The organism is Azospirillum aestuarii, from assembly GCF_016632405.1.
GTDB classification, from domain to species: Bacteria; Pseudomonadota; Alphaproteobacteria; order Azospirillales; family Azospirillaceae; genus Azospirillum; species Azospirillum aestuarii.
The window spans coordinates 23,724-43,623 of record NZ_JAEPIV010000028.1; the positions used below are offsets into that span (position 1 = coordinate 23,724).

At 69.2% G+C, this 19,900-nt stretch carries 18 protein-coding genes and 1 pseudogene; 11 read left to right on the forward strand and 8 right to left on the reverse strand.

The annotated features are described in order from the left end of the window. Positions 1-47: 47 nt before the first annotated feature. From JJL56_RS27675 to pth, 9 genes are all read left to right on the forward strand, one after another. The gene (locus tag JJL56_RS27675) at positions 48-1,748 is read left to right on the forward strand and encodes a long-chain-fatty-acid--CoA ligase (protein ID WP_247891295.1); all 1,701 of its coding nucleotides are present in this window, start codon (positions 48-50) and stop codon (positions 1,746-1,748) included. A gap of 138 nt (positions 1,749-1,886) precedes the next feature. Then, positions 1,887-2,873: an ADP-glyceromanno-heptose 6-epimerase gene (gene rfaD, locus JJL56_RS27680; protein ID WP_200487040.1), complete on the forward strand. Its 987-nt coding sequence runs from the start codon at positions 1,887-1,889 to the stop codon at positions 2,871-2,873. A 70-nt stretch (positions 2,874-2,943) separates the two neighbouring features. Beyond that, complete coding sequence (lgt, locus tag JJL56_RS27685; protein WP_109469398.1) at positions 2,944-3,750, forward strand: prolipoprotein diacylglyceryl transferase; 807 nt, start codon at positions 2,944-2,946, stop codon at positions 3,748-3,750. A gap of 17 nt (positions 3,751-3,767) precedes the next feature. Further along, positions 3,768-4,895, forward strand: coding sequence for a class I SAM-dependent methyltransferase (locus JJL56_RS27690; protein ID WP_200487041.1), 1,128 nt, complete (start codon positions 3,768-3,770; stop codon positions 4,893-4,895). A 47-nt stretch (positions 4,896-4,942) separates the two neighbouring features. Continuing rightward, the gene (gene pgeF, locus JJL56_RS27695; protein ID WP_200487042.1) at positions 4,943-5,710 is read left to right on the forward strand and encodes a peptidoglycan editing factor PgeF; all 768 of its coding nucleotides are present in this window, start codon (positions 4,943-4,945) and stop codon (positions 5,708-5,710) included. 119 nt (positions 5,711-5,829) lie between these two features. After that, entirely contained in the window at positions 5,830-6,309 is a 480-nt protein-coding gene (locus JJL56_RS27700; protein ID WP_145628161.1) for a bacteriohemerythrin, read from the forward strand. 199 nt (positions 6,310-6,508) lie between these two features. Then, on the forward strand, positions 6,509-7,444 hold the full coding sequence (locus JJL56_RS27705) for a ribose-phosphate pyrophosphokinase (protein ID WP_014199935.1): 936 nt from the start codon (positions 6,509-6,511) through the stop codon (positions 7,442-7,444). A gap of 344 nt (positions 7,445-7,788) precedes the next feature. Next, positions 7,789-8,400: a 50S ribosomal protein L25/general stress protein Ctc gene (locus JJL56_RS27710; protein ID WP_094304063.1), complete on the forward strand. Its 612-nt coding sequence runs from the start codon at positions 7,789-7,791 to the stop codon at positions 8,398-8,400. Positions 8,401-8,489: 89 nt separating this feature from the next. After that, positions 8,490-9,065 carry an aminoacyl-tRNA hydrolase gene (gene pth / locus JJL56_RS27715; RefSeq protein ID WP_145628159.1) on the forward strand — a complete coding sequence of 192 codons (576 nt, stop codon included), beginning with the start codon at positions 8,490-8,492 and terminating at the stop codon, positions 9,063-9,065. Between the two features lie 18 nt (positions 9,066-9,083). Here the strand turns inward: pth and yjfF are convergent, their stop codons facing one another. From yjfF to JJL56_RS27750, 8 genes and pseudogenes are all read right to left on the reverse strand, one after another. After that, entirely contained in the window at positions 9,084-10,061 is a 978-nt protein-coding gene (gene yjfF / locus JJL56_RS27720) for a galactofuranose ABC transporter, permease protein YjfF (RefSeq protein ID WP_145628157.1), read from the reverse strand. Positions 10,062-10,065: 4 nt separating this feature from the next. Then, positions 10,066-11,118, reverse strand: coding sequence for an ABC transporter permease (locus JJL56_RS27725; protein ID WP_200487043.1), 1,053 nt, complete (start codon positions 11,116-11,118; stop codon positions 10,066-10,068). Further along, positions 11,115-12,665, reverse strand: a complete 1,551-nt coding sequence (ytfR, locus tag JJL56_RS27730; protein ID WP_200487044.1) for a galactofuranose ABC transporter, ATP-binding protein YtfR — start codon at positions 12,663-12,665, stop codon at positions 11,115-11,117. The genes JJL56_RS27725 and ytfR overlap by 4 nt, the downstream gene beginning before the upstream one ends. A gap of 38 nt (positions 12,666-12,703) precedes the next feature. Continuing rightward, positions 12,704-13,531: pseudogene (ytfQ, locus tag JJL56_RS27735) on the reverse strand (galactofuranose ABC transporter, galactofuranose-binding protein YtfQ); the annotation flags it as partial. Between the two features lie 12 nt (positions 13,532-13,543). Next, the gene (locus tag JJL56_RS33790) at positions 13,544-13,669 is read right to left on the reverse strand and encodes a hypothetical protein (RefSeq protein ID WP_282188954.1); all 126 of its coding nucleotides are present in this window, start codon (positions 13,667-13,669) and stop codon (positions 13,544-13,546) included. 175 nt (positions 13,670-13,844) lie between these two features. Beyond that, the gene (locus JJL56_RS27740; RefSeq protein ID WP_200487066.1) at positions 13,845-15,425 is read right to left on the reverse strand and encodes an aldehyde dehydrogenase (NADP(+)); all 1,581 of its coding nucleotides are present in this window, start codon (positions 15,423-15,425) and stop codon (positions 13,845-13,847) included. Between the two features lie 36 nt (positions 15,426-15,461). Continuing rightward, the gene (locus JJL56_RS27745; protein ID WP_200487045.1) at positions 15,462-16,388 is read right to left on the reverse strand and encodes a dihydrodipicolinate synthase family protein; all 927 of its coding nucleotides are present in this window, start codon (positions 16,386-16,388) and stop codon (positions 15,462-15,464) included. A 60-nt stretch (positions 16,389-16,448) separates the two neighbouring features. Beyond that, the gene (locus tag JJL56_RS27750) at positions 16,449-17,345 is read right to left on the reverse strand and encodes an SMP-30/gluconolactonase/LRE family protein (RefSeq protein WP_200487046.1); all 897 of its coding nucleotides are present in this window, start codon (positions 17,343-17,345) and stop codon (positions 16,449-16,451) included. Between the two features lie 152 nt (positions 17,346-17,497). Between JJL56_RS27750 and JJL56_RS27755 the strand changes: the two genes are divergently transcribed. Continuing rightward, positions 17,498-18,544, forward strand: a complete 1,047-nt coding sequence (locus tag JJL56_RS27755; RefSeq protein WP_145628144.1) for a LysR family transcriptional regulator — start codon at positions 17,498-17,500, stop codon at positions 18,542-18,544. Between the two features lie 115 nt (positions 18,545-18,659). After that, positions 18,660-19,736 carry a multiple monosaccharide ABC transporter substrate-binding protein gene (chvE, locus tag JJL56_RS27760; RefSeq protein WP_200487047.1) on the forward strand — a complete coding sequence of 359 codons (1,077 nt, stop codon included), beginning with the start codon at positions 18,660-18,662 and terminating at the stop codon, positions 19,734-19,736. The last annotated feature ends 164 nt before the right edge of the window (positions 19,737-19,900 follow it).

A 19,900-nucleotide genomic window follows, 5' to 3' on the forward strand; every position in this document is an offset into this window, starting at 1 on the left:
TGGGCACCGGGGCCGAACAAGAGCCGAACAAGGGAGGGAAGAGGATGATGGGGGATGCTGCCCGCAGACTGCCGGACCAGAGCTGGACCCTGGGCTACCCGCCCGACGTGGACTGGAACGCGCCGATTCCGGTGAAACCGCTGACCGCGCTGCTGGAGGATGCGGCGGCCCGTTTCGCGGAACGTCCCTTCCTGGACTTCATGGGCAAGCGCTCGACCTACGCGGAGGTGGCGCGGATGGTGGACCGCGCCGCCCGCGGCTTCCAGGCGATCGGCGTCGGCAAGGGCGTGCGCGTCGGGCTGTTCCTGCCCAACACGCCCTATTTCGTGATCTGCTATTTCGCGATCCTGAAGGCCGGCGGGACGGTGGTGAACTTCAACCCTCTCTACGCCGAGCGGGAGCTGCACCACCAGATCACCGACAGCGGCGTCGAGCTGATGGTCACGCTCGACCTCACGGTGCTCTACGGCAAGATGGCGCGGATGCTCGCCGAATCGGGGCTGAAGCGGCTGGTGATCTGCCCGATGGCCGACATCCTGCCCTTCCCCAAGAACTGGCTGTTTCCCATCGCGAAGCGGGCGGAGGTCGCGCGCATCCCCGCCGACGACCGCCACCTGTCCTTCCGCCGGCTCGTCGCCAACGACGGCGCGCCGAAGCCGGTCGCCATCGACCCCGCGGAGGACGTGGCGGTCCTGCAATACACCGGCGGCACCACCGGTGTGCCCAAGGGCGCGATGCTGACCCACGCCAACCTCTACGCCAACACCGAACAGTGCAGCCTGTGGTTCGTCGGCGCGCGGCAGGGGGAGGAGCGGATGCTGGGCGTGCTGCCCTTCTTCCACGTCTTCGCCATGACGGTGGTGATGAATTTCAGCATCCGCATCGGGGCGGAGATCGTCATGCTCCCCCGCTTCGAGCTGGATCAGGTGATGGAGACCATCCACGCCAGGAAGCCGACGCTGTTCCCGGCGGTGCCGACCATCTACACGGCGATCAACCACCACAAGCACTTGGAGAAGTACGACCTGTCCTCGATCCGCTACTGCCTGTCGGGCGGCGCGCCCCTGCCGGTGGAGGTCAAGGAGGCGTTCGAGCGGAACACCGGCTGCGTGCTGGTGGAGGGCTACGGCCTGTCCGAATCCTCGCCGGTCGCCACGGCGAATCCGGTGACCGGGCTGAACAAGGCCGGCTCGATCGGCCTGCCCCTGCCCGGCACCCTGATCGAGATCGTCAGCCTGGAGGAGCCGCGCCGCGTGCTGCCCGTCGGCGAGAAGGGCGAGGTGTGCATCCGCGGCCCGCAGGTGATGAAGGGCTACTGGAACAAGCCGTCCGAAACGGCGCTGACCCTGGTGGACGGGCGCCTGCACACCGGCGACGTCGGCTATATGGACGAGGACGGCTACACCCACATCGTCGACCGCATCAAGGACATGATCCTGTGCAGCGGCTTCAACGTCTACCCGCGCAACGTGGAGGAGGCGATCTACCTGCACCCCGCCGTCGCGGAATGCGTGGTCGCCGGCCTGCCCGACGAGTACCGCGGCCAGACGGTGAAGGCCTACATCCGCGTCGACGACGGCAAGACCCTGACGCGGGAGGAGCTGATCGACTTCCTCAAGGACAAGCTCTCCCCCATCGAGATGCCGAAGGCGATCGAGTTCCGCGGCGAGTTGCCCAAGACGATGATCGGCAAGCTGTCGCGCAAGGCCCTGCTGGACGAGGAGGAGGAGCGGCGGAAGGGCGCGTAAGGCACCGCATGATCTTCCGGAGCCGCCTCTTCCGGAGTCGCACGGCGGCCATACGCCCCACCCCACCTTGCAGCCCCGCCCCCCGGACCCTATAAGGACGCTCGTCCTTTCTTTCGGTCCGGCGGCAAGGAAAAGCGCATGATCGTGGTCACCGGTGGGGCCGGTTTCATCGGCTCGAACCTCGTGGCGGCCCTGGCCGCGCGCGGGATCACCAACGTCGCGGTGATCGACCGCTTCGGCGATGGAGAGAAGTGGCAGAATCTCGCCAAGCGGGAACTCGCCACCCTCGTCGCGCCGGAGAACGCGCTCGCCTTCCTCGACCAGCACGCCGCCGAGATCGACGTGATCTTCCACCTCGGTGCCATCTCGGCGACGACGGAGCGCGACGTGGACCGGATCGTCGCCAACAACGTGGCGCTGACGCTGGACCTGTGGCGCTGGTCCTCCTGGCGGGGGGCGCGGCTGATCTACGCCTCCTCCGCCGCGACCTACGGCGACGGCTCCGCCGGCTTCGACGACGACGGGTCGCCGGAGGCGCTGGCGGCCCTGCGCCCGCTCAACGCCTATGGCTGGTCCAAGCATCTGATCGACCGCCGCGTCGCCCGCGTGGTGACGGAAGGCGACATCCTGCCGCCGCAATGGGCGGGCCTGAAGTTCTTCAACGTCTACGGCCCGAACGAGCGGCACAAGGACGACATGATGAGCGTCGTCGCCAAGCTGCACCCCAAGCTCAAGGCCGGGGAGCCGGCGCGCCTGTTCAAGTCGCACCGTCCGGAGTTCGAGGACGGCGGGCAGCTCCGCGACTTCATCTTCGTGGACGACTGCGTGGCGGTGATGCTGTGGCTGTACGACAACCCGCAGGTCAGCGGGCTGTTCAACGTCGGCACCGGCAAGGCGCGCAGCTTCAAGGATCTGGCGCTCGCCACCTTCGCCGCTCTGGGGCTGGAGCCGCGCGTCGAGTATTTCGACATGCCGGCCGAGCTTCAGGGCAAGTACCAGTATTTCACCGAGGCGCGCACCGAACGCCTGCGCGCCGCCGGGTTCGACCGGCCCTTCACCGAGCTGGAGGAGGGCGTGCGCCGCTACGTCCAGGATTTCCTGTCGCAGCCCGACCCCTACCGCTGACGGTCCCGCCTCTCCCCGACCGGGGAAACGCCCAGACAACAGCCCAAACAACACAAGGCTCCCGCCGCGCATGCTCGCCATCGCCTTTCCCGCCATCGATCCCGTGGCGTTCGAACTCGGGCCGATCGTCATCCGCTGGTACGCGCTGGCCTATCTCGCGGGCTTCGTGCTCGGCTGGCGCTACTGCCTGGCGCTGGCCCGCAGCACGCCGGGCCGTCCCTCGGCGGAGGATTACGACGACTTCCTGACCTGGGCCGTGGTCGGCGTCATCCTGGGCGGGCGCATCGGCTACGTGCTGTTCTACAACCTGCCCTTCTACCTCCAGAATCCGCTCGACGCGCTGATGGTCTGGCACGGCGGCATGTCCTTCCACGGCGGGCTGATCGGCGTCCTGGGCGCGATCCTGCTGTTCTGCTGGAAGCGGGGCCTGTCGCCGTTGGCCTTCGGCGACCTGATCGCCGCGGCGGCCCCCATCGGGCTGTTCTTCGGCCGAATCGCCAACTTCATCAACGGCGAGCTGTACGGCCGCCCGGCGCCCGACGTGTCCTGGGCGGTGGTGTTCCCGCGCGACCCGCTGCAGGTGCCGCGGCACCCCAGCCAGCTCTATGAAGCCTTCCTGGAAGGGGCGGTGCTGTTCGTCCTCCTGGCCATCCTGGTGCGGATGCCGGCCGTGCGCGGTCGGGCCGGCATGACGGCGGGCATCTTCTTCATCGGCTACGGCCTGTCGCGAATCATCGCGGAGTTCTTCCGCGAGCCGGACGCGCAGCTGGGCTTCCTCTACGCCGGGGCGACGATGGGACAACTTCTGTCGGTGCCGATGGTTCTGTTCGGTGTGTGGCTGGTCGCCCAGGCCCGCCGCCGCCCCGCCGCCGTCTGAGGTCGCAAGGTTCCGCCATGAGTGACGCCCCGGACAGCCTCGCCCACCACCTCGCCCGCCGCATCATGATGGACGGGCCGCTGTCGGTCGCCGCCTTCATGGCGGAGGCGCTGGGGCATCCGCGCTTCGGCTACTACATGCGCCAGGACCCCTTCGGCGTGTCCGGCGACTTCACCACCGCCCCGGAAATCAGCCAGATGTTCGGCGAGCTGGCCGGGCTGTGGTGCGTCGATACCTGGGCGCGGCTCGGCGGCCCCGCCCCCTTCCATCTGGTGGAGCTGGGGCCAGGCCGCGGCACGCTGATGCAGGACGCCCTGCGCGCCGCCGCGCTCGTCCCGGCCTTCCGCGAGGCCGCCCGGGTCCATCTGGTCGAGACCAGCCCGACGCTGCGCGCCCGCCAGAAGGAAACCCTGGCCGGCCTTCCGGTCGCTTGGCACGACCGGCTGGAGGATGTCCCCGAAGGCCCGGCCCTGATCCTTGCCAACGAGTTCTTCGACGCCCTGCCCATCCGTCAGGTCCAGAAGACCAACCACGGCTGGTTCGAGCGGCTGATCGACATCGACAGCACAGAATCCACGGACACACCCCTCTTCCGCTTCGTCCTGGAGGCCTTCGGCAGCGCCGGCGCCCGGCTGATCCCGCCGGCCCTGCGCGACGCGCCGGAAGGCAGCGTGGTCGAGGTCTCCCCGGCGTCCCAGGCGGTCGCCCGGCTGATCGGGGAGCGTCTGGCCGCCCACCCCGGCGCGGCACTGGTGATCGACTACGGCTACCGCGGCGGGCCGGTGGTCGGCGACACGCTCCAGGCGCTGCGCCGCCACGCCTACGCCCCGGTGCTGGACGCGCCGGGCGAGGCCGACCTGACCGCCCATGTGGATTTCGCCGCCATCGCCGCGGCGGCGCGCGAGGGGGGGGCGGAGAGCTTCGGCCCGGTGGATCAGGGCGACTGGCTGGTCCGGCTGGGCATCCAGCCGCGCGCCGCCGCGCTGAAGCGCAGCGCCACGGCGACGCAGGCCGCGGACATCGATTCCGCATTGGCCCGCTTGATCGCGCCCAACCAAATGGGCACCCTCTTCAAGGTGTTGGCCCTCGCCTCCCCCGGCCTGGGGCCTCCGGCGGGCTTCGAAAGCCCGGAATTGGCATCCTAGACACTGGCATCCCAAACAAGAGACCGCGACAGCAAAGGGACGGGTTCGTGATTACGCTTGGCGCGCTGAACGACATCACTCACATCCGACACGCCTTCTTCACCCGCACCGGCGGCGTGTCGACGGGGCTGTACGCCTCGCTGAACGTCGGCTTCGGGTCCGGGGACGCGCCCGCCGCCGTGGCGGAGAACCGCGCGCGCGCCGCGGCCCGCATGGACGTTCCGCCGGAGCGTCTCGTCACCTGCTATCAGGTGCACAGCCCGACCTGCGTCGCCGTCACCGAGCCCTGGGCGCCCGATCAGGCGCCCCACGCCGACGCCATGGCGACCGACCGTCCGGGCATCGCGCTGGGCATCCTGACCGCCGACTGCGCCCCGGTGCTGTTCGCCGACGAGAAGGCGCGCGTCATCGGCGCCGCCCACGCCGGCTGGAAGGGCGCCAAGGGCGGCGTGCTGGAAGCGACCATCGCGCGGATGGAGGAGCTGGGCGCCAAGCGCAACCGCATCGTCGCCGCCATCGGCCCCTGCATCGCCCAGCGCTCCTACGAGGTCGGGCCGGAATTCCCCGCCCTCTTCCTGGAAGAAGACCCGCGCAACCGCGACTATTTCGCGCCGGCCCGCCGCCCGGATCATTTCCTGTTCGATCTGGCCGGCTACATCACCCGCCGCCTGGGCGACACCGGGGTGGAGATCATCCAGCGCTGCCCCAACGACACGGTGGTCGAGGAGGATCGCTTCTTCAGCTACCGCCGGTCCTGCCTGCGCGGCGAAAAGGACTATGGGCGCGGCCTGTCGGCCATCGTCCTTCAGGGCTGAGCACGACAGAAAAGTACCCACCCGAAATTTGTTCTTACCTCTGACTGATTGCGATACGACCCATTTCGGGTAAGATTGATTCTCAGGGGTGAGGGCATTCCGGAGAGGGAGACGCCGGCATGACGATGGACGCGCACCGGGAAGACACGCATCGGGGCGACGGGCGGGGCGGCGACGGACGAAGCGACTGGCGCAGCGCGCGGATGGTGCTCGACAACGGCGGGCTGGACGCCGACCACCGGATGCAGCACGAGTTGATCCGCCGCTTCGTCGCCCTGCCGGGCGAGGAAGCCGGGCGCAAGCCGGCGCTGGCTCTGCTGAGCGAGCTGCGCCGCGTCTCGGTCCGCCATTTCCTGCGGGAAGAGCGGGTCCAGGCCTCGATGCGCTACCCGCATCTGGAGGAGCACCGGGCGCAGCACCGCCGGCTGGCCACCCTCCTGGACGACATCATCGGGCAGGTGGACGCCGAGGAGTCGGCCTTCGAATACAGCTATGTTAAGGCCAAGGCGGACGAGCTTCTGCAATTCTGGTTCTTCGACCATTTCGTGAAGGCCGACCTGCCCATGAAATCGCACCTTGCGAAGTTCGCGGTGCGGTGATGCGCAAGCGTCCTGCCGCCACGCTTGCGCCATGCGGGAATCGCAGGGCCGGCTGGCTGCGGCGTCTTGAACCGCCCGTCATGGAACGTTTACATAGGTCCGGCCCTTTGTTATGGTCCGCCGCGTTTTCAAGGGGCGGCGTCGGCAAGGGACTGACGGGCGCACCGGAACCTATTCCCTGCAGAGAGAGCCGACTGCGATGAAGGTGCTTGCCGGCAACAGCAACCGTCCGCTGGCCGAGGCCATCTCCACCTGTCTCGGCGTGCCGCTGACCAAAGCGAGCATCCGCCGTTTTTCGGACATGGAGGTGTTCGTCGAAATCCTGGAGAACGTGCGCGGCGAAGACGTGTTCGTGGTCCAGTCGACGTCGTTCCCGGCCAACGACAACCTGATGGAGCTGCTGGTCACCATCGACGCCCTGCGTCGCGGGTCGGCCCGGCGCATCACGGCGGTCCTCCCCTACTACGGCTATGCGCGCCAGGATCGCAAGACCGGCCCGCGCACGCCGATCTCGGCCAAGCTGGTCGCCAACCTCATCACCCAGGCCGGCGCCAACCGCGTGCTGACCATGGACCTGCATGCGGGCCAGATCCAGGGCTTCTTCGACATCCCGACCGACAACCTGATGGCCGCCCCGGTGTTCGAGAAGGACATCCGCGCGACCTTCGAGGACATCGGCGAGGTGACGATGGTGTCGCCCGACGTCGGCGGCGTGGTGCGCGCCCGCTCGCTGGCCAAGCGGTTGGACGCCGATCTCGCCATCATCGACAAGCGGCGTGAGCGCGCCGGCGTGTCGGAGGTGATGAACATCATCGGCGACGTCAAGAACCGCCGCTGCATCCTGCTCGACGACATCGTGGATTCGGGCGGCACGCTGTGCAACGCCGCGGTCGCCCTGATGGACGCCGGCGCGAAGTCGGTCCACGCCTATTGCACCCACGGCGTCCTGTCCGGCGGTGCGGTGGCCCGCGTGGCCGTGTCGCCGCTGGAGCAGCTGGTCACCACCGACAGCATTCAGGCGACCGAGGCCGTGCGCGTGTCCCGCAACATCCGCCAGCTCACCATCGCCCCATTGCTCGCCGACGCGATCACCCGCATCAGCGAGGAGCGTTCGGTGTCGAGCCTGTTCTCGTAACGGCACAGCCGATTTTCGTACGGTGTTGAACGGAGCGGCTTCGGCGGCTCCGTTTTTCGTTTCCGAAAGGCCGCGCTGAGGGAAACAAGATCGACACGGATTTCACGGATCGGAGCACGGATTCCACGGAATTTGGCTTCCGCGCTTTCATACGGAGCAACAAGATCCGTGTCATCCGTGTGTGAATCCGTGAAATCCGTGTCGATCTTGCCCGCGATTCCACGGCTCCACCCATGAGCCGGCCACTCTGCGCTTGACGACGCGTCCCGCATGGCTTAATCACCGCGCCCACGCGTCAGCACCCCTGGAGGCTGGCGCTTTTTTCCGTTCAAGGAGTTCTTCCGATGACGCAGATCGTTCCGCTCAGCGCCGAAGCGCGCGACCGGGCCGGCAAGGGGACCGCCCGCCAGACCCGTCGTGATGGCCGTATCCCGGCCGTGATCTACGGTGGCAAGCAGGCCCCCATCATGATTTCGCTGGAGAAGTTCGCGTTCACCCGCGTTCTGAACCAGGCGGGCTTCTTCACGCACCTGTTCGACGTCACCGTCGATGGCGCCACCCACCGGGTCCTGCCGCGCGACGTGCAGTTCCATCCGGTCACCGACGTCCCGCTGCACGTCGACTTCCTGCGCGTCTCCGCCGACACCCGCACCACCGTGCAGGTTCCGGTCGAGTTCGTCGACCAGGAGAAGTCGCCGGGCCTGAAGCGCGGCGGCGTGCTCAACATCGTCCGCCACGAGCTGGACGTGACCGTCTCCGCCGGCAACATCCCGGAGCAGATCACGATCTCCTGCGAGGGCTACGACGTCGGCGATTCGATCCACATCTCTTCGGTGAAGCTGCCGGAGGGTGTCGCCTCGACCATCACCGACCGCGACTTCACGATCGCCACGATCGTCGCCCCGTCGGGCCTGAAGTCCGAAGAGGCCGAGAGCACCGAGGCCGCCGCTTCCTGATCGGAAGCCGCCTTTGGGGTTGCGACAGGGGGCTTCGGCCCCCTGTTTCGTTTCCGGCTTGTGCTGTTTCGAGATGAGGAGAATGCGCCATGCTGCTGCTGGTGGGATTGGGCAACCCTGGCGCCGAATACGCGCGCAACCGGCACAACATCGGCTACATGGCGGTGGAGGAGATCGCCCGCCGTCACGGCTTCGGCCCCTGGCGCAAGCGCTTCCAGGGCCAGACCGCCGAAGGCACGATCGGCGGCGAGAAAGTGATCGCCCTGGAACCGCTCACCTTCATGAACCTGTCCGGCCAGTCGGTCACCGCGGCCGTCCAGTTCTTCAAGATGAAGCCCGAGGACGTCGTCGTCATCCATGACGAACTGGACCTGCCGCCCGGCAAGCTCCGGGTGAAGAAGGGCGGCGGCCATGGCGGGCACAACGGCCTGCGCTCCATCGACGCGCATCTCGGCAAGGAATACTGGCGCATCCGCCTGGGCATCGGCCATCCGGGCGACAAGGACCGGGTCAGCGGCTATGTGCTCCACGACTTCGCCAAGGCCGAGCAGAGCTGGCTCGACCCGCTGATCGACGCCGTCGCCGACGCCTTCCCGCTGGTCGTGAAGGGGCAGGCGGAGAACTTCATGAACAAGGTCACCCTGGCGACCGCGCCTGCCAAATAGCCATTCGCACCGGCAAGATCACGCCTCCGCCGGGGCACCGCCACGGCCGGTCCAGACCGCCAGCAGACCCTTCTGCAGCAGGATGAAGACGAACAGCAGGACGCCGATGGCGATCTTCGTCCACCAGCTGCTCAGGCTGCCGTCGAAGGTGATGTAGGTCTGGATCAGTCCCTGGATCAGCACACCGATGAAGGTGCCGATCACGTAGCCGTAGCCGCCGGTCAGCTGGGTGCCGCCGATCACCACCGCGGTGATGGTGTCCAGCTCCACCCCCGTCGCCGCCAGCGAATAGCCGGCCCCGGTGTAGAGCGAGAAGACGATGCCCGCCAGCCCGGCCAGCAGCCCCGACAGGGCGTAGACCGCCACCGTGGTGCGCCCCACCGGCACGCCCATCAGCTCCGCCGACTGGCGGTTGCCGCCGAGCGCGTAGAGATTGGCGCCGAAGCGCGTCCAATGGGCGCACACCACGGCGGCCGCCACCACCCCCAGCATCAGCAGCGCCGGCAGGGTGAGCTTGCCCCCGCCGTCGAAACGCAACGCCATGTCGCCCATCTCGGCGTAGAGCGGGTGGTTGATCGGGATGGAATCGGTGCTCAGCACGAAGCCGAGGCCGCGGGCGACGAACATGCCGGCCAGCGTGACGATGAAGGGCGGCATTTGGAAGACGTGGATCACGGCGCCCATCGCCGCGCCGAAGCCGCCGGCCACCGCCAGCGCCACGGCGAAGGCGGAGAAGGGGTGCCAGCCGCCCTGCTCGATCAGCACCGCCAGCAGCACGGTGGTGAAGCCGATCACCGCCCCCACCGACAGGTCGATGCCGCCCGACAGGATCACGAAGGTCATGCCGACCGCGGTGATGCCGAGGAAGGCGTTGTCTGTCAACAGGTTGCCGACAACCCGCAGCGAGGCGAAGGCAGGGAACTGCGCGGCGCAGAGCAGGAAGCCGACCACCAGGACGGCGCTGGTCACCAGCAGAGGCAGGAAACGGTGGATCATGGCATCACGCTCCCGCGCTCGGGCTTGGGCTCTCGGGCTTGGCCCGTGACGGCGCCGGCGGCTGGACGGGCCGGGGTCTGGCCGGGCGCGGCAGGAACAGCGTCAGGGTCGGCGATTGCAGCAGCAGGACGATCATCAGGACGCCCGCCTTGACGATCAGGTTGAACTCCGGCTTGAAGCCGCTCAGCAGGATGCCGGTGTTCATCGCCTGGAGGATCAGCGCCCCGACCACCGACAGCAGCAGCCCGAACCGGCCGCCGAGCAGGGACGTGCCGCCGACCACCACCGCCAGGATGGCGTCCAGCTCCAGCCACAGGCCGGCGTTGTTGGCGTCGGCGCCGCGGATGTCGGCGGCGACCACCAGACCGGCGACCGCCGCGCACAGGCCGCACCAGACATAGACGGCGATCAGCACGACCGGCGTGTTGACGCCCGCCCCGGCGCTGGACAGCCGGTTGACGCCGACCGCCTCGATCATCAGCCCCAGCGCGGTCGTCCGGACCAGCAGCGCGGTCACCCCCAGCAGGACGGCGGTGATGACCACCGGCATCGGCACGGTCAGGAAGGACCCGCTGCCGATGAAGGCGAGGCCGGGGCTGGTGAAGGTGACGATCTGCCCCTCGGTGACCAGCTGGGCGATGCCGCGCCCGGCGACCATCAGGATCAGGGTGGCGATGATCGGCTGGATGCGCAGGACCGCCACCAGCAGGCCGTTCCACAGGCCGCACAGCAGACCGGCGCCCAGCGACGCCGCCAGCACCGGGGCCAGCCCCCAGCCCGCCTGGGTCAGGGTGGCGGCGACCGCGCCGGAGATCGCCATCACCGCACCCACCGACAGGTCGACGCCGCGGGTGGCGATGACCATGGTCATGCCGACGGCGAGCAGCGCCACCGGGGCGCCGCGGTTCAGCACGTCGACCAGACTGCCGAACAGCCGGCCGTCCTGCAGCCGGATGGAAAAGAAGTCGGGGAAGAGCAGCCAGTTGGCCAGCAGCACGGCGGCCAGCGCGCCGTATTGCGGCAGGTTGCGCGACGGGCCGGGAAGCGGCCGCGTCATGGGCGCGCCTCGATGGGATCGGGCTCCGACGCTATGGCGGCGACGATGCGGTCCACGGCGACCTCCCCTCCCCTCAGCTCCGCGACATGGCGGCGGTCGCGCAGCACGACGACGCGGCGGCTGTAGGCGACGATCTCCTCAAGCTCCGACGAGACGACCAGCAGGGCCATGCCGTCGGCGCACAGCCGCTCGATCAGGCGGATGATCTCGGCGTGGGCGCCGACGTCGATGCCGCGCGTCGGCTCGTCGAGGATCAGCAGACGCGGCTCGGTCGCCAGCCAGCGGGCGAGCAGCGCCTTCTGCTGGTTGCCGCCGGACAGCAGCTGGATCGGCTGCTCCGCGTGCGGCGTGCGGATGTCGAGCAGCCGGATGAAGCGGTCGGCGATCTCCTCCTGGCGGCGGCGCGGGATCGGCCGCAGCCAGCCCTGGCGGGCCTGGAGCGCCAGGATGATGTTCTCGCGCACCGACAGCGCGCCGACGATGCCCTCCTTCTTGCGGTCCTCCGGGCAGAAGCCGAAGCCGAGCCGGATGGCGTCGCGCGGCCCGCGCAGCCGCACCGTTCGGCCGTCCACCGCCGCCTCGCCCCGGTCGGCGCGGTCCATGCCGAAGACCAGCCGCGCCGTCTCCGTCCGCCCGGAACCGAGCAGCCCGGCGAGCCCCACCACCTCGCCGGGGCGGATGTCGAGGTCGAAGGGCTCGACGCTGCGCGCCTTGCCGTAGCCGCGGAAGCGGACCAGCGGCGGCCGGGCGTTCTCCTCCCCCTCATCGTCCGGCGGAGCGATGCGGTGGGCCGCCGCCTCCAGCTCCCGCCCCAGCATCATGGCGACGAGGTCGAGGCGCGGCAGCTCCGCTGTGCGCCGCTCCCCCACAAGGCGGCCGTTGCGCAGCACGGTGATGCGGTCGCACAGCGCGTAGACCTGATCGAGGAAATGGGTGACGAAGACGATGCCGATGCCGCGCGACCGCAGGGTCCGCATCACCTTGAAGAGGACCACCACCTCCTGCGCGTCGAGGCTGGCCGTCGGCTCGTCGAGAATCAGCACCTTGGCCGACATGTCCACCGCGCGGGCGATGGCGACGATCTGTTGCGTCGCCACCGAGAAGCGGCCCAGCGGCGCCGTCACGTCGAGGGACAGGCCGTAGGGGATCAGCACCGCCCGCGCCCGCCGCCGCATGGCGCCGCGATCGACCAGCCCGAACCGCATGGGCTGCCGGCCGAGGAACAGGTTCTCCGCCACCGACAGGTTGGGCAGCAGGTTCACCTCCTGATAGACGGTGCCGATGTGCAGGCGCTGCGCCTCCTCGACGCCGCGGGGGGCGATGGCCCGCCCCTCCAGCGTCACGGTGCCGGCGTCGCGCTGGTAGACGCCGGTCAGCGTCTTGATCAGCGTCGACTTGCCGGCGCCGTTCTCGCCGAGGAGGGCGTGGATCTCGCCATGGCGCACGGTGAAGTCCACGCCGTCGAGCGCCTGGACGCCCAGAAAGGCCTTGGACAGGCCGCGCACCGCCAGCAGCGGCGGGGACGCGGTGGGGGTGGAGTCCGTCATGCGGGGGGCCTCGCCGGCGGTGCCGTGGGACGGCCGGGTCAGTAGGCGTCCTTGCGGCGCTCGTACTCGGCCTTGGCGGTGTCGGGGGTGAACAGGGACGACTCCGTCTGGATCCATTTCGGCGGCGCCTTGCCGTCCTTCTTGAAGGCGATCAGCGCGTCGAAGGCCGGGCCGGCCATGTTCGGCGTCAGCTCCACGGTCGCGTTCGCCTCGCCGTCGGCCATCGCCTTGAAGATGTCGGGCACTCCGTCGATGGACACGACCAGGATGTCCTTGCCCGGCTTCAGCCCGGCCTCCTTGATCGCCTGGATGGCGCCGACCGCCATGTCGTCGTTGTGGGCGTAGACCGCGCAGATGCCCTTGCCGCCGTTCTCCGCCTTGATGAAGCTCTCCATCACCTCCTTGCCCTTGGCGCGGGTGAAGTCGCCGGACTGGGTGCGGACGATCTTCATGCCGGGGTTTTTGGCGACGACCTCGTCAAAGCCCTTCTTGCGGTTGATGGCGGGGGAGGAGCCGACGGTGCCCTGGAGTTCGACCACGTTGCAGGTTCCGCCGGTCTGTTTGGCCAGCCACTCGCCGGCGACCCGGCCTTCCAGCACCGTGTCGGAGGTGACGGCGGTCATGTAGAGGTCGGGGTCCCGGGTCTCGATCTGGCGGTCGAGCAGGACGACGGGGATCTTCGCCTCCTTCGCCTCCTTCAGCACCGAATCCCAGCCGGTCGCCACCACGGGAGCGATGAAGATGGCGTCCACGCCCTGGGCGACGAAGGAGCGCACGGCCTTGATCTGGTTCTCCTGCTTCTGCTGGGCATCGGAGATCTTCAGGTCGATCCCGCGCTTCTCGGCCTCCGCCTTGGCGGTCTTGGTCTCGGCGGCGCGCTAGCCCGATTCCGAGCCGATCTGCGAGAAGCCGACCACCAGCTTCTTGTCGGCGGCCTGCGCCCCGCCGAGTCCGATCAACAAGGCCGCGGCGGCAGCGGCGGAGATCAGCCATGTCCTGGACATACCGTTTCACTCCCCTGGGTGTCTTGTCATCGATCCGGGCAGCGCCCGCTCGCATCCGTTCGTTGCGCCAACTTTAGGCATCCAAAACAATATCTGTCCAATACGATTCTCGACCGAAGCGATACCGAAACCGGCATGATCGCCCGATGCGGGCAAAGCCTTGCCGGTCCCTCCCTCACTCTTGTCCAAGCACGCCGTCGATCCGCCGCCACAGGCCGAGCGGGTTGCCGTCGCGCAGCGCCTCCGGCAGCAGGGCGGAGGGGATGTCCTGGTAGCAGACCGGGCGCAGGAAGCGCCGGATCGCCAAGGTGCCGACCGAGGTGGATCGGCTGTCCGAGGTCGCCGGGAAGGGGCCGCCATGCACCATGGCGTGGCAGACCTCGACGCCGGTCGGCCAGCCGTTGGCCAGGATGCGGCCCGCCTTGCGCTCCAGGGTCGGCAGCAGCGCGGCTACCGCGTCGACGTCCGCCGGCTCCATCTGCACGGTCGCGGTGAGCTGGCCCTCCAGCCGCTCGGCGACGGTCCGCATCGCCACCGTGTCCGGGCAGCGGATCATCAGCGACGCCGCCCCGAACACCTCGTCCTGCAAGGCCGGGTCGGCGAGGAAGGCGTCGGCCGTCGTCTCGAACAGGGCGGCTTGCGCCTGGTTCGGGCCGTTGCAGGCCATTCCGCGGGCGAGCGTCGCCACGGCGGCGCTGCCGGACAGCCGCGCCACCCCCGAATCGTAGGCGGCGTGGATGGCCGGGGTCAGCATGGTCGAAGCGGCGCTGCCGCCCAGCGCGTCCACCGCGGCGGCCAGGAAGCGGTCAAGGTCCGGCCCGTCGACGCCCAGCAGGATGCCGGGGTTGGTGCAGAACTGTCCGGCGCCCATGGTCAGAGACGCCACGAAGCCCTTGCCCAGCGCATCCGCCCGCGCGGCGAGCACCGCCGGCATCAGGAAGACCGGGTTGATGCTGCTCATCTCCGCATAGACCGGGATGGGTTCGGGCCGTTGGGCCGCCGCTTCCATCAAGGCCAAGCCGCCGCCACGCGAGCCGGTGAAGCCCACCGCCTTGATGCGCGGGTCGCTGACCAGCGCCGTTCCGATGGGGTTGCCGACGCCGAACAGCAGCGAGAAGACGCCCTCGGGCAATCCGCAGGAGGCCACCGCCCCCCGGATGGCCCGGCCGACCAGTTCCGACGTGCCGGGATGAGCGGAATGGCCCTTGACCACCACCGGGCAGCCGGCGGCCAGCGCCGACGCGGTGTCGCCGCCGGCCACCGAGAAGGCCAGCGGGAAATTCGACGCGCCGAACACCGCGACCGGGCCGAGCGGGATGTGGCGCTGCCGGACGTCGGGGCGCGGCAGCGGCTTGCGCTCCGGCTGGGCCGGGTCGATGCGGGCCTCCAGCCAGCCGCCCTCGCGCACCGTCTGGGCGAACAGGCGGAGCTGGCCGACGGTGCGCCCGCGCTCCCCCTCCAGCCGCGGGCGCGGCAGGCCGCTCTCGGCCATCGCGCGGACGATCAGCTCGTCGCCGAGGTCGAGGATGTTCCCGGCGATGGTTTCCAGGAAGGCGGCCCGTGCCTCCAGCCCGGTCTCGCGGAAGGCGTCGAAGGCGGCCCAGGCCAGCGCGCAGGCGCGCTCGACCTCCGCCGCCCCGCCGCCGCCGAAGACCGGCTCCAGCTCCGCGCCGGTGGCGGGATCGACGGCGCGGAACGCGCCGTCGGAGCCGCGGTGGCTGCGGGCGCCGATCAGCATCTCGCCGGTTATGGTCATCATGGGTCTCCCGGTTTGGCGAGGGGGGCGCCTTCCTCAGCGCGCCCAGCGCAGGACCAGCGGGTCGAGGCGGCGGGCGGCGTCGAGCAGGCCGGCGCGGCTGGCCGGGTGCGGGTCGGCCAGCGGGTGGCGCACGGCGTCGCAGGCGATGATGCCGCCCTCCTTCATCAGGATCTTGGCGGTGGCGAGCCCGCATTGGCGGTTCTCGTGGTTGATCAGCGGCAGCCAGCGCCCGTAGGCGGCCACCGCCGCCTCGCGGTCGCCGGCCAGGAAGGGGTCGACGATCTGGCGGATGCCGTCGGGATAGCCGCCGCCCGTCATGGCGCCGGTGGCCCCGGCGTCGAGGTCGGCCAGCAGGGTGATCGCCTCCTCGCCGTCCCACGGCCCTTCGATGGCGCCGCCGCCCAGCTCGATCAGCCGGCGCAGCTTGGCGGCGGCCTGCGGCACCTCGACCTTGAAGTAGGCGACGTTGGCGATCTCCTGCGCCATGCGGGCCAGCAGTTCCGCCGAGAGCGGGGTGCCGCTGACCGGGGCGTCCTGGATCATGATCGGGATGTCGATGGCGTCGGACACCCGCTGGAAGAAGGCGACGATGCCCGCCTCGGGCACGCGGATGGTGGCGCCGTGGTAGGGCGGCATGACCATCACCATGGCGGCCCCCAGCTGCTGGGCGCGGCGGCTGCGCGCGGCGCAGGCGGCGGTGCTGAAATGGGTGGTGGTGACGATGACCGGCACCCGCCCGGCGACGTGGCCGAGGATGGTCTCCATCAGCAGTTCGCGCTCGGCGTCGGTCAGCACGAACTGCTCGGAGAAGTTGGCGAGGATGCACAGGCCGTCGGAGCCGGCGTCGATCATGAAATCGACGCAGCGCGTCTGCCCGGCGAGGTCGAGGTCCCCCGTCTCGGTGAAGATGGTGGGGACGACGGGGAACACTCCCCGATAGGGACGGGCGCTGGAGGCCATAGCCGTTGGGGTCCTTCTGTCGGGTAAATTGCGGGCCGGGTCGGTTTGCGGAGGAGCCGGTCAGCCCGGCGGGCGCCCGAAGCGGCCGGGCGGCAGGCCGCGCACGCCGGGATCGCACTCGAACAGCGCGCCGGCCAGCGGTTCGTCCGGCCGGCCGTCGCGGCCGATGCCATGGGCCGCGGTGGTCACGAACAGCCGGTCGAGGGCGGGACCGGCGAAGACACAGGAGGTGACGCGCGACACCGGCAGCGCCATCGTCCGGTCCAGCGTGCCGTCGGGCCGGAAGCGGCTGACCCGCCCGCCGTCCCAATGGGCGACCCACAGGCCGCCCTCAGCGTCGCAGGTCATGCCGTCGGGATAGCCGTCGCCCTCGGTGAAGCGGATGTGGGCACGCTTGCCGGACAACCGTCCATCGACGTCCACATCGAAGGCGTGGATCGTCCGCACCGCGCTGTCGGTGTGGAAGAGCGTCCGCCCGTCCGGGGACAGGGCCGGGCCGTTGGCGACGGTGTAGCCCTCGTCCACACACGCGATCGAACCGTCGGGGTCGAGCCGGTGGAAGGCGCCGGACGGCGTCTCCTCCCCGTCGTCCATGCTGCCGATCCACAGGCGCCCCTGCGCGTCGGCCTTGGCGTCGTTCAGCCGGTTGCCCGGTCGGTCGGGATCGATCCGCGCCAGTTCCCCGGCGATCACCACGCGGCCCGGCTCCAGCCGCAGGCGGACCACCCGGCGCGAGCGCAACCCGGCGATGAAGCCGTCGCCATCGGCGCATTCCACCAGCCAGCAGGCGGCGTCCTCCAGCGCCCAGTCCATTTGGGTCCCGTCGTCGAGCCCGTGGCGCAGAATCCGCGATCCGTGGATGTCGACGAAGAAGACGGCGCCCTGCGTCGGCGACCACAGGGGGCCTTCGCCCAGGAGCGCCCGGACGGGCCAGACGCAACGAACCTCCTGCGGCATGCCGTGTCGCCTCCCCCTCGCGGTCCCGTTCTGAATTTTGTTGACCATGCGAACAATAGAGAGCGTTCTGATAATCGTCCAATACGAATATCGGCGCCGGCGATACGAGATTTCGTATGCACACGCCATCGCCAGACCGGAGGCCCCCGCCCGTGACCCCGCACCGTTTCCCGGCCAACTGGTTCCTCAAGGCCCGGCTGAAGCTGCGCCATCTCCAGCTGTTCGTGGCCCTGGACGAGCACCGCAACCTGCACCGCGCCGCCGCCAGCCTCACCATGTCGCAGCCGGCCGCCTCGAAGCTGCTGGGCGATCTGGAAGACTCTCTGGGCGTCACCCTGTTCGAGCGCCATGGCCGCGGCGTCGAACCGAACTGGTACGGCAGCCTGATGATCCGCCACGCGCGGACGATCCTCAGCGGCTTGCAGGAGGCGGGGGAGGAGCTGAACGACCTGCTGGCCGGCCACAGCGGCAGCGTTTCCATCGGCACGGTGATGGCCCCGGCGGTGGAGCTGGTGGTGCCGGTGATCACCACGCTGACCCGCGATCACCCCGACCTGAAGATCGCCGTGGCGGTGGAGACCAGCGACGTGCTGGCTGAGCGGGTGCAGCAGGGCGTGATGGATTTCGCGATCGGCCGCCTGCCCGATCACGTCGACGCCGCGTGCTTCGACTATCAGGAGATCAGCAGCGAGGAGCTGTGCTTCGTCTGCCGCGACGGCCACCCGCTGCTGCGGCTCGGCCGCCCGCTGACCGCCGCGGATCTTGTGGACGCCACCTGGATTCTCCAACCCTTGGGCAGCCTGCTGCGCAGCCGGGTCGAGGCGCTGTTCCGCGCCGAGGGGGTTCCGCCGCCGCGCAAGGTGATCGAAAGCGCCTCCCCGGTCATCTCCCTGGCGATGGTCGCCGAAAACGATTCGGTCACCGTCTTCGCCCGCGCGCTCGCCCAGGTGTTCTCGCCCACCGGCAGCTGCACCATCGTGCCCTTCCACAAGCGCTTCAGCGTCGAGCCCTACGGCATTTTCTGGCTGAAGGACCGCCCGCTGTCGCCGGGCGCCCGCACCGCACTGGCCGCCTTGCGGACGGCATCCGACGCGAAGATGCGCCGCGCGCTGGAGACGCCGCAGCCGGACCCGTCCAGTGATATCGACCCGCCAAGTGATATCGAAATGTGTATGGATTCCGCCAATAATCGTATTTGACAGTTATGGTTTTTCGGCCGATTGCTAGCCTTACAAACATTGCGCCACCCGACACCCGTTCAAGAGCCGCGGGTGTGGCCAACCCGGTGCCGCAGAAGGGGGAGGAATTCGGCCCATGTCTTCTTCATTCACGACCACACTGGCCGGGATGGCCGTAGGCGTGCTGGCCCTGACCGTTGCCACCGCGCCGACGCTGGCGCAGGACAAGCCCACCGTCGGCATCGCGATGCCCACCAAGTCCTCGGCCCGCTGGATCGACGACGGCAACAACATGGTCAAGCAGTTCCAGGCCAAGGGCTACAAGACCGACCTGCAATACGCCGAGGACGACATCCCCAACCAGCTCGCCCAGATCGAGACGATGGTCGCCAAGAACAGCAAGGTCCTGGTGATCGCCGCCATCGACGGCACGACGCTGACCGACGTGCTCCAGCAGGCCAAGGACCGCGGCGTGAAGGTCATCGCCTATGACCGGCTGATCCGCGGGTCGGAGAACGTGGACTACTACGCGACCTTCGACAATTTCCAGGTCGGCGTGCTCCAGGGCAGCTACATCGTCAACGCGCTGGGCCTGAAGGACGGCAAGGGTCCCTTCACCATCGAGCTGTTCGGCGGCTCCCCCGACGACAACAACGCCTACTTCTTCTACAACGGCGCCATGTCGGTGCTGCAGCCCCACATCGACAGCGGCAAGCTGAAGGTGGGCAGCGGTCAGGTGGGCATGGACAAGGTGTCCACCCTGCGCTGGGACGGCGCCACCGCCCAGGCCCGCATGGACAACCTGCTGAGCGCCTTTTACGGCAACCGGCGCGTCGACGCCGTGCTGTCGCCCTACGACGGGCTGAGCATCGGCATCATCTCCTCCCTGAAGGGTGTCGGCTACGGCTCGCCGTCGCAGCCGATGCCGGTGGTGACCGGCCAGGACGCCGAGGTGCCCTCGATCAAGTCGATCCTGGCGGGCGAGCAGCGCGCCACCGTCTTCAAGGACACCCGCGAGCTGGCCCGGGTCACGGTGGAGATGGTGGACGCGGTGCTGGGCGGCGGCACGCCGCCGGTCAACGACACCAAGACCTACGACAACGGCAAGAAGGTCGTCCCGGCCTACCTGCTGAAGCCGGTCAGCGTGGACGCGTCCAACTGGAAGAGCACGCTGGTCGACAGCGGCTACTACAGCGAAGCCCAGTTCAAGTGACGAAGCGGCGCGGAGCGGGCGCATTTGGCTTTCATAGCCCTCTCCCCTCCGCTCTCGCGCAAACTTCGTTTGCGCTGACGCGACAGGCGGACCTTCGGTCCGCCGAAAGCGGGGAGAGGGTGGCCCGAAGGGCCGGTGAGGGGGATGCGCGTGGCAGTGCGTCC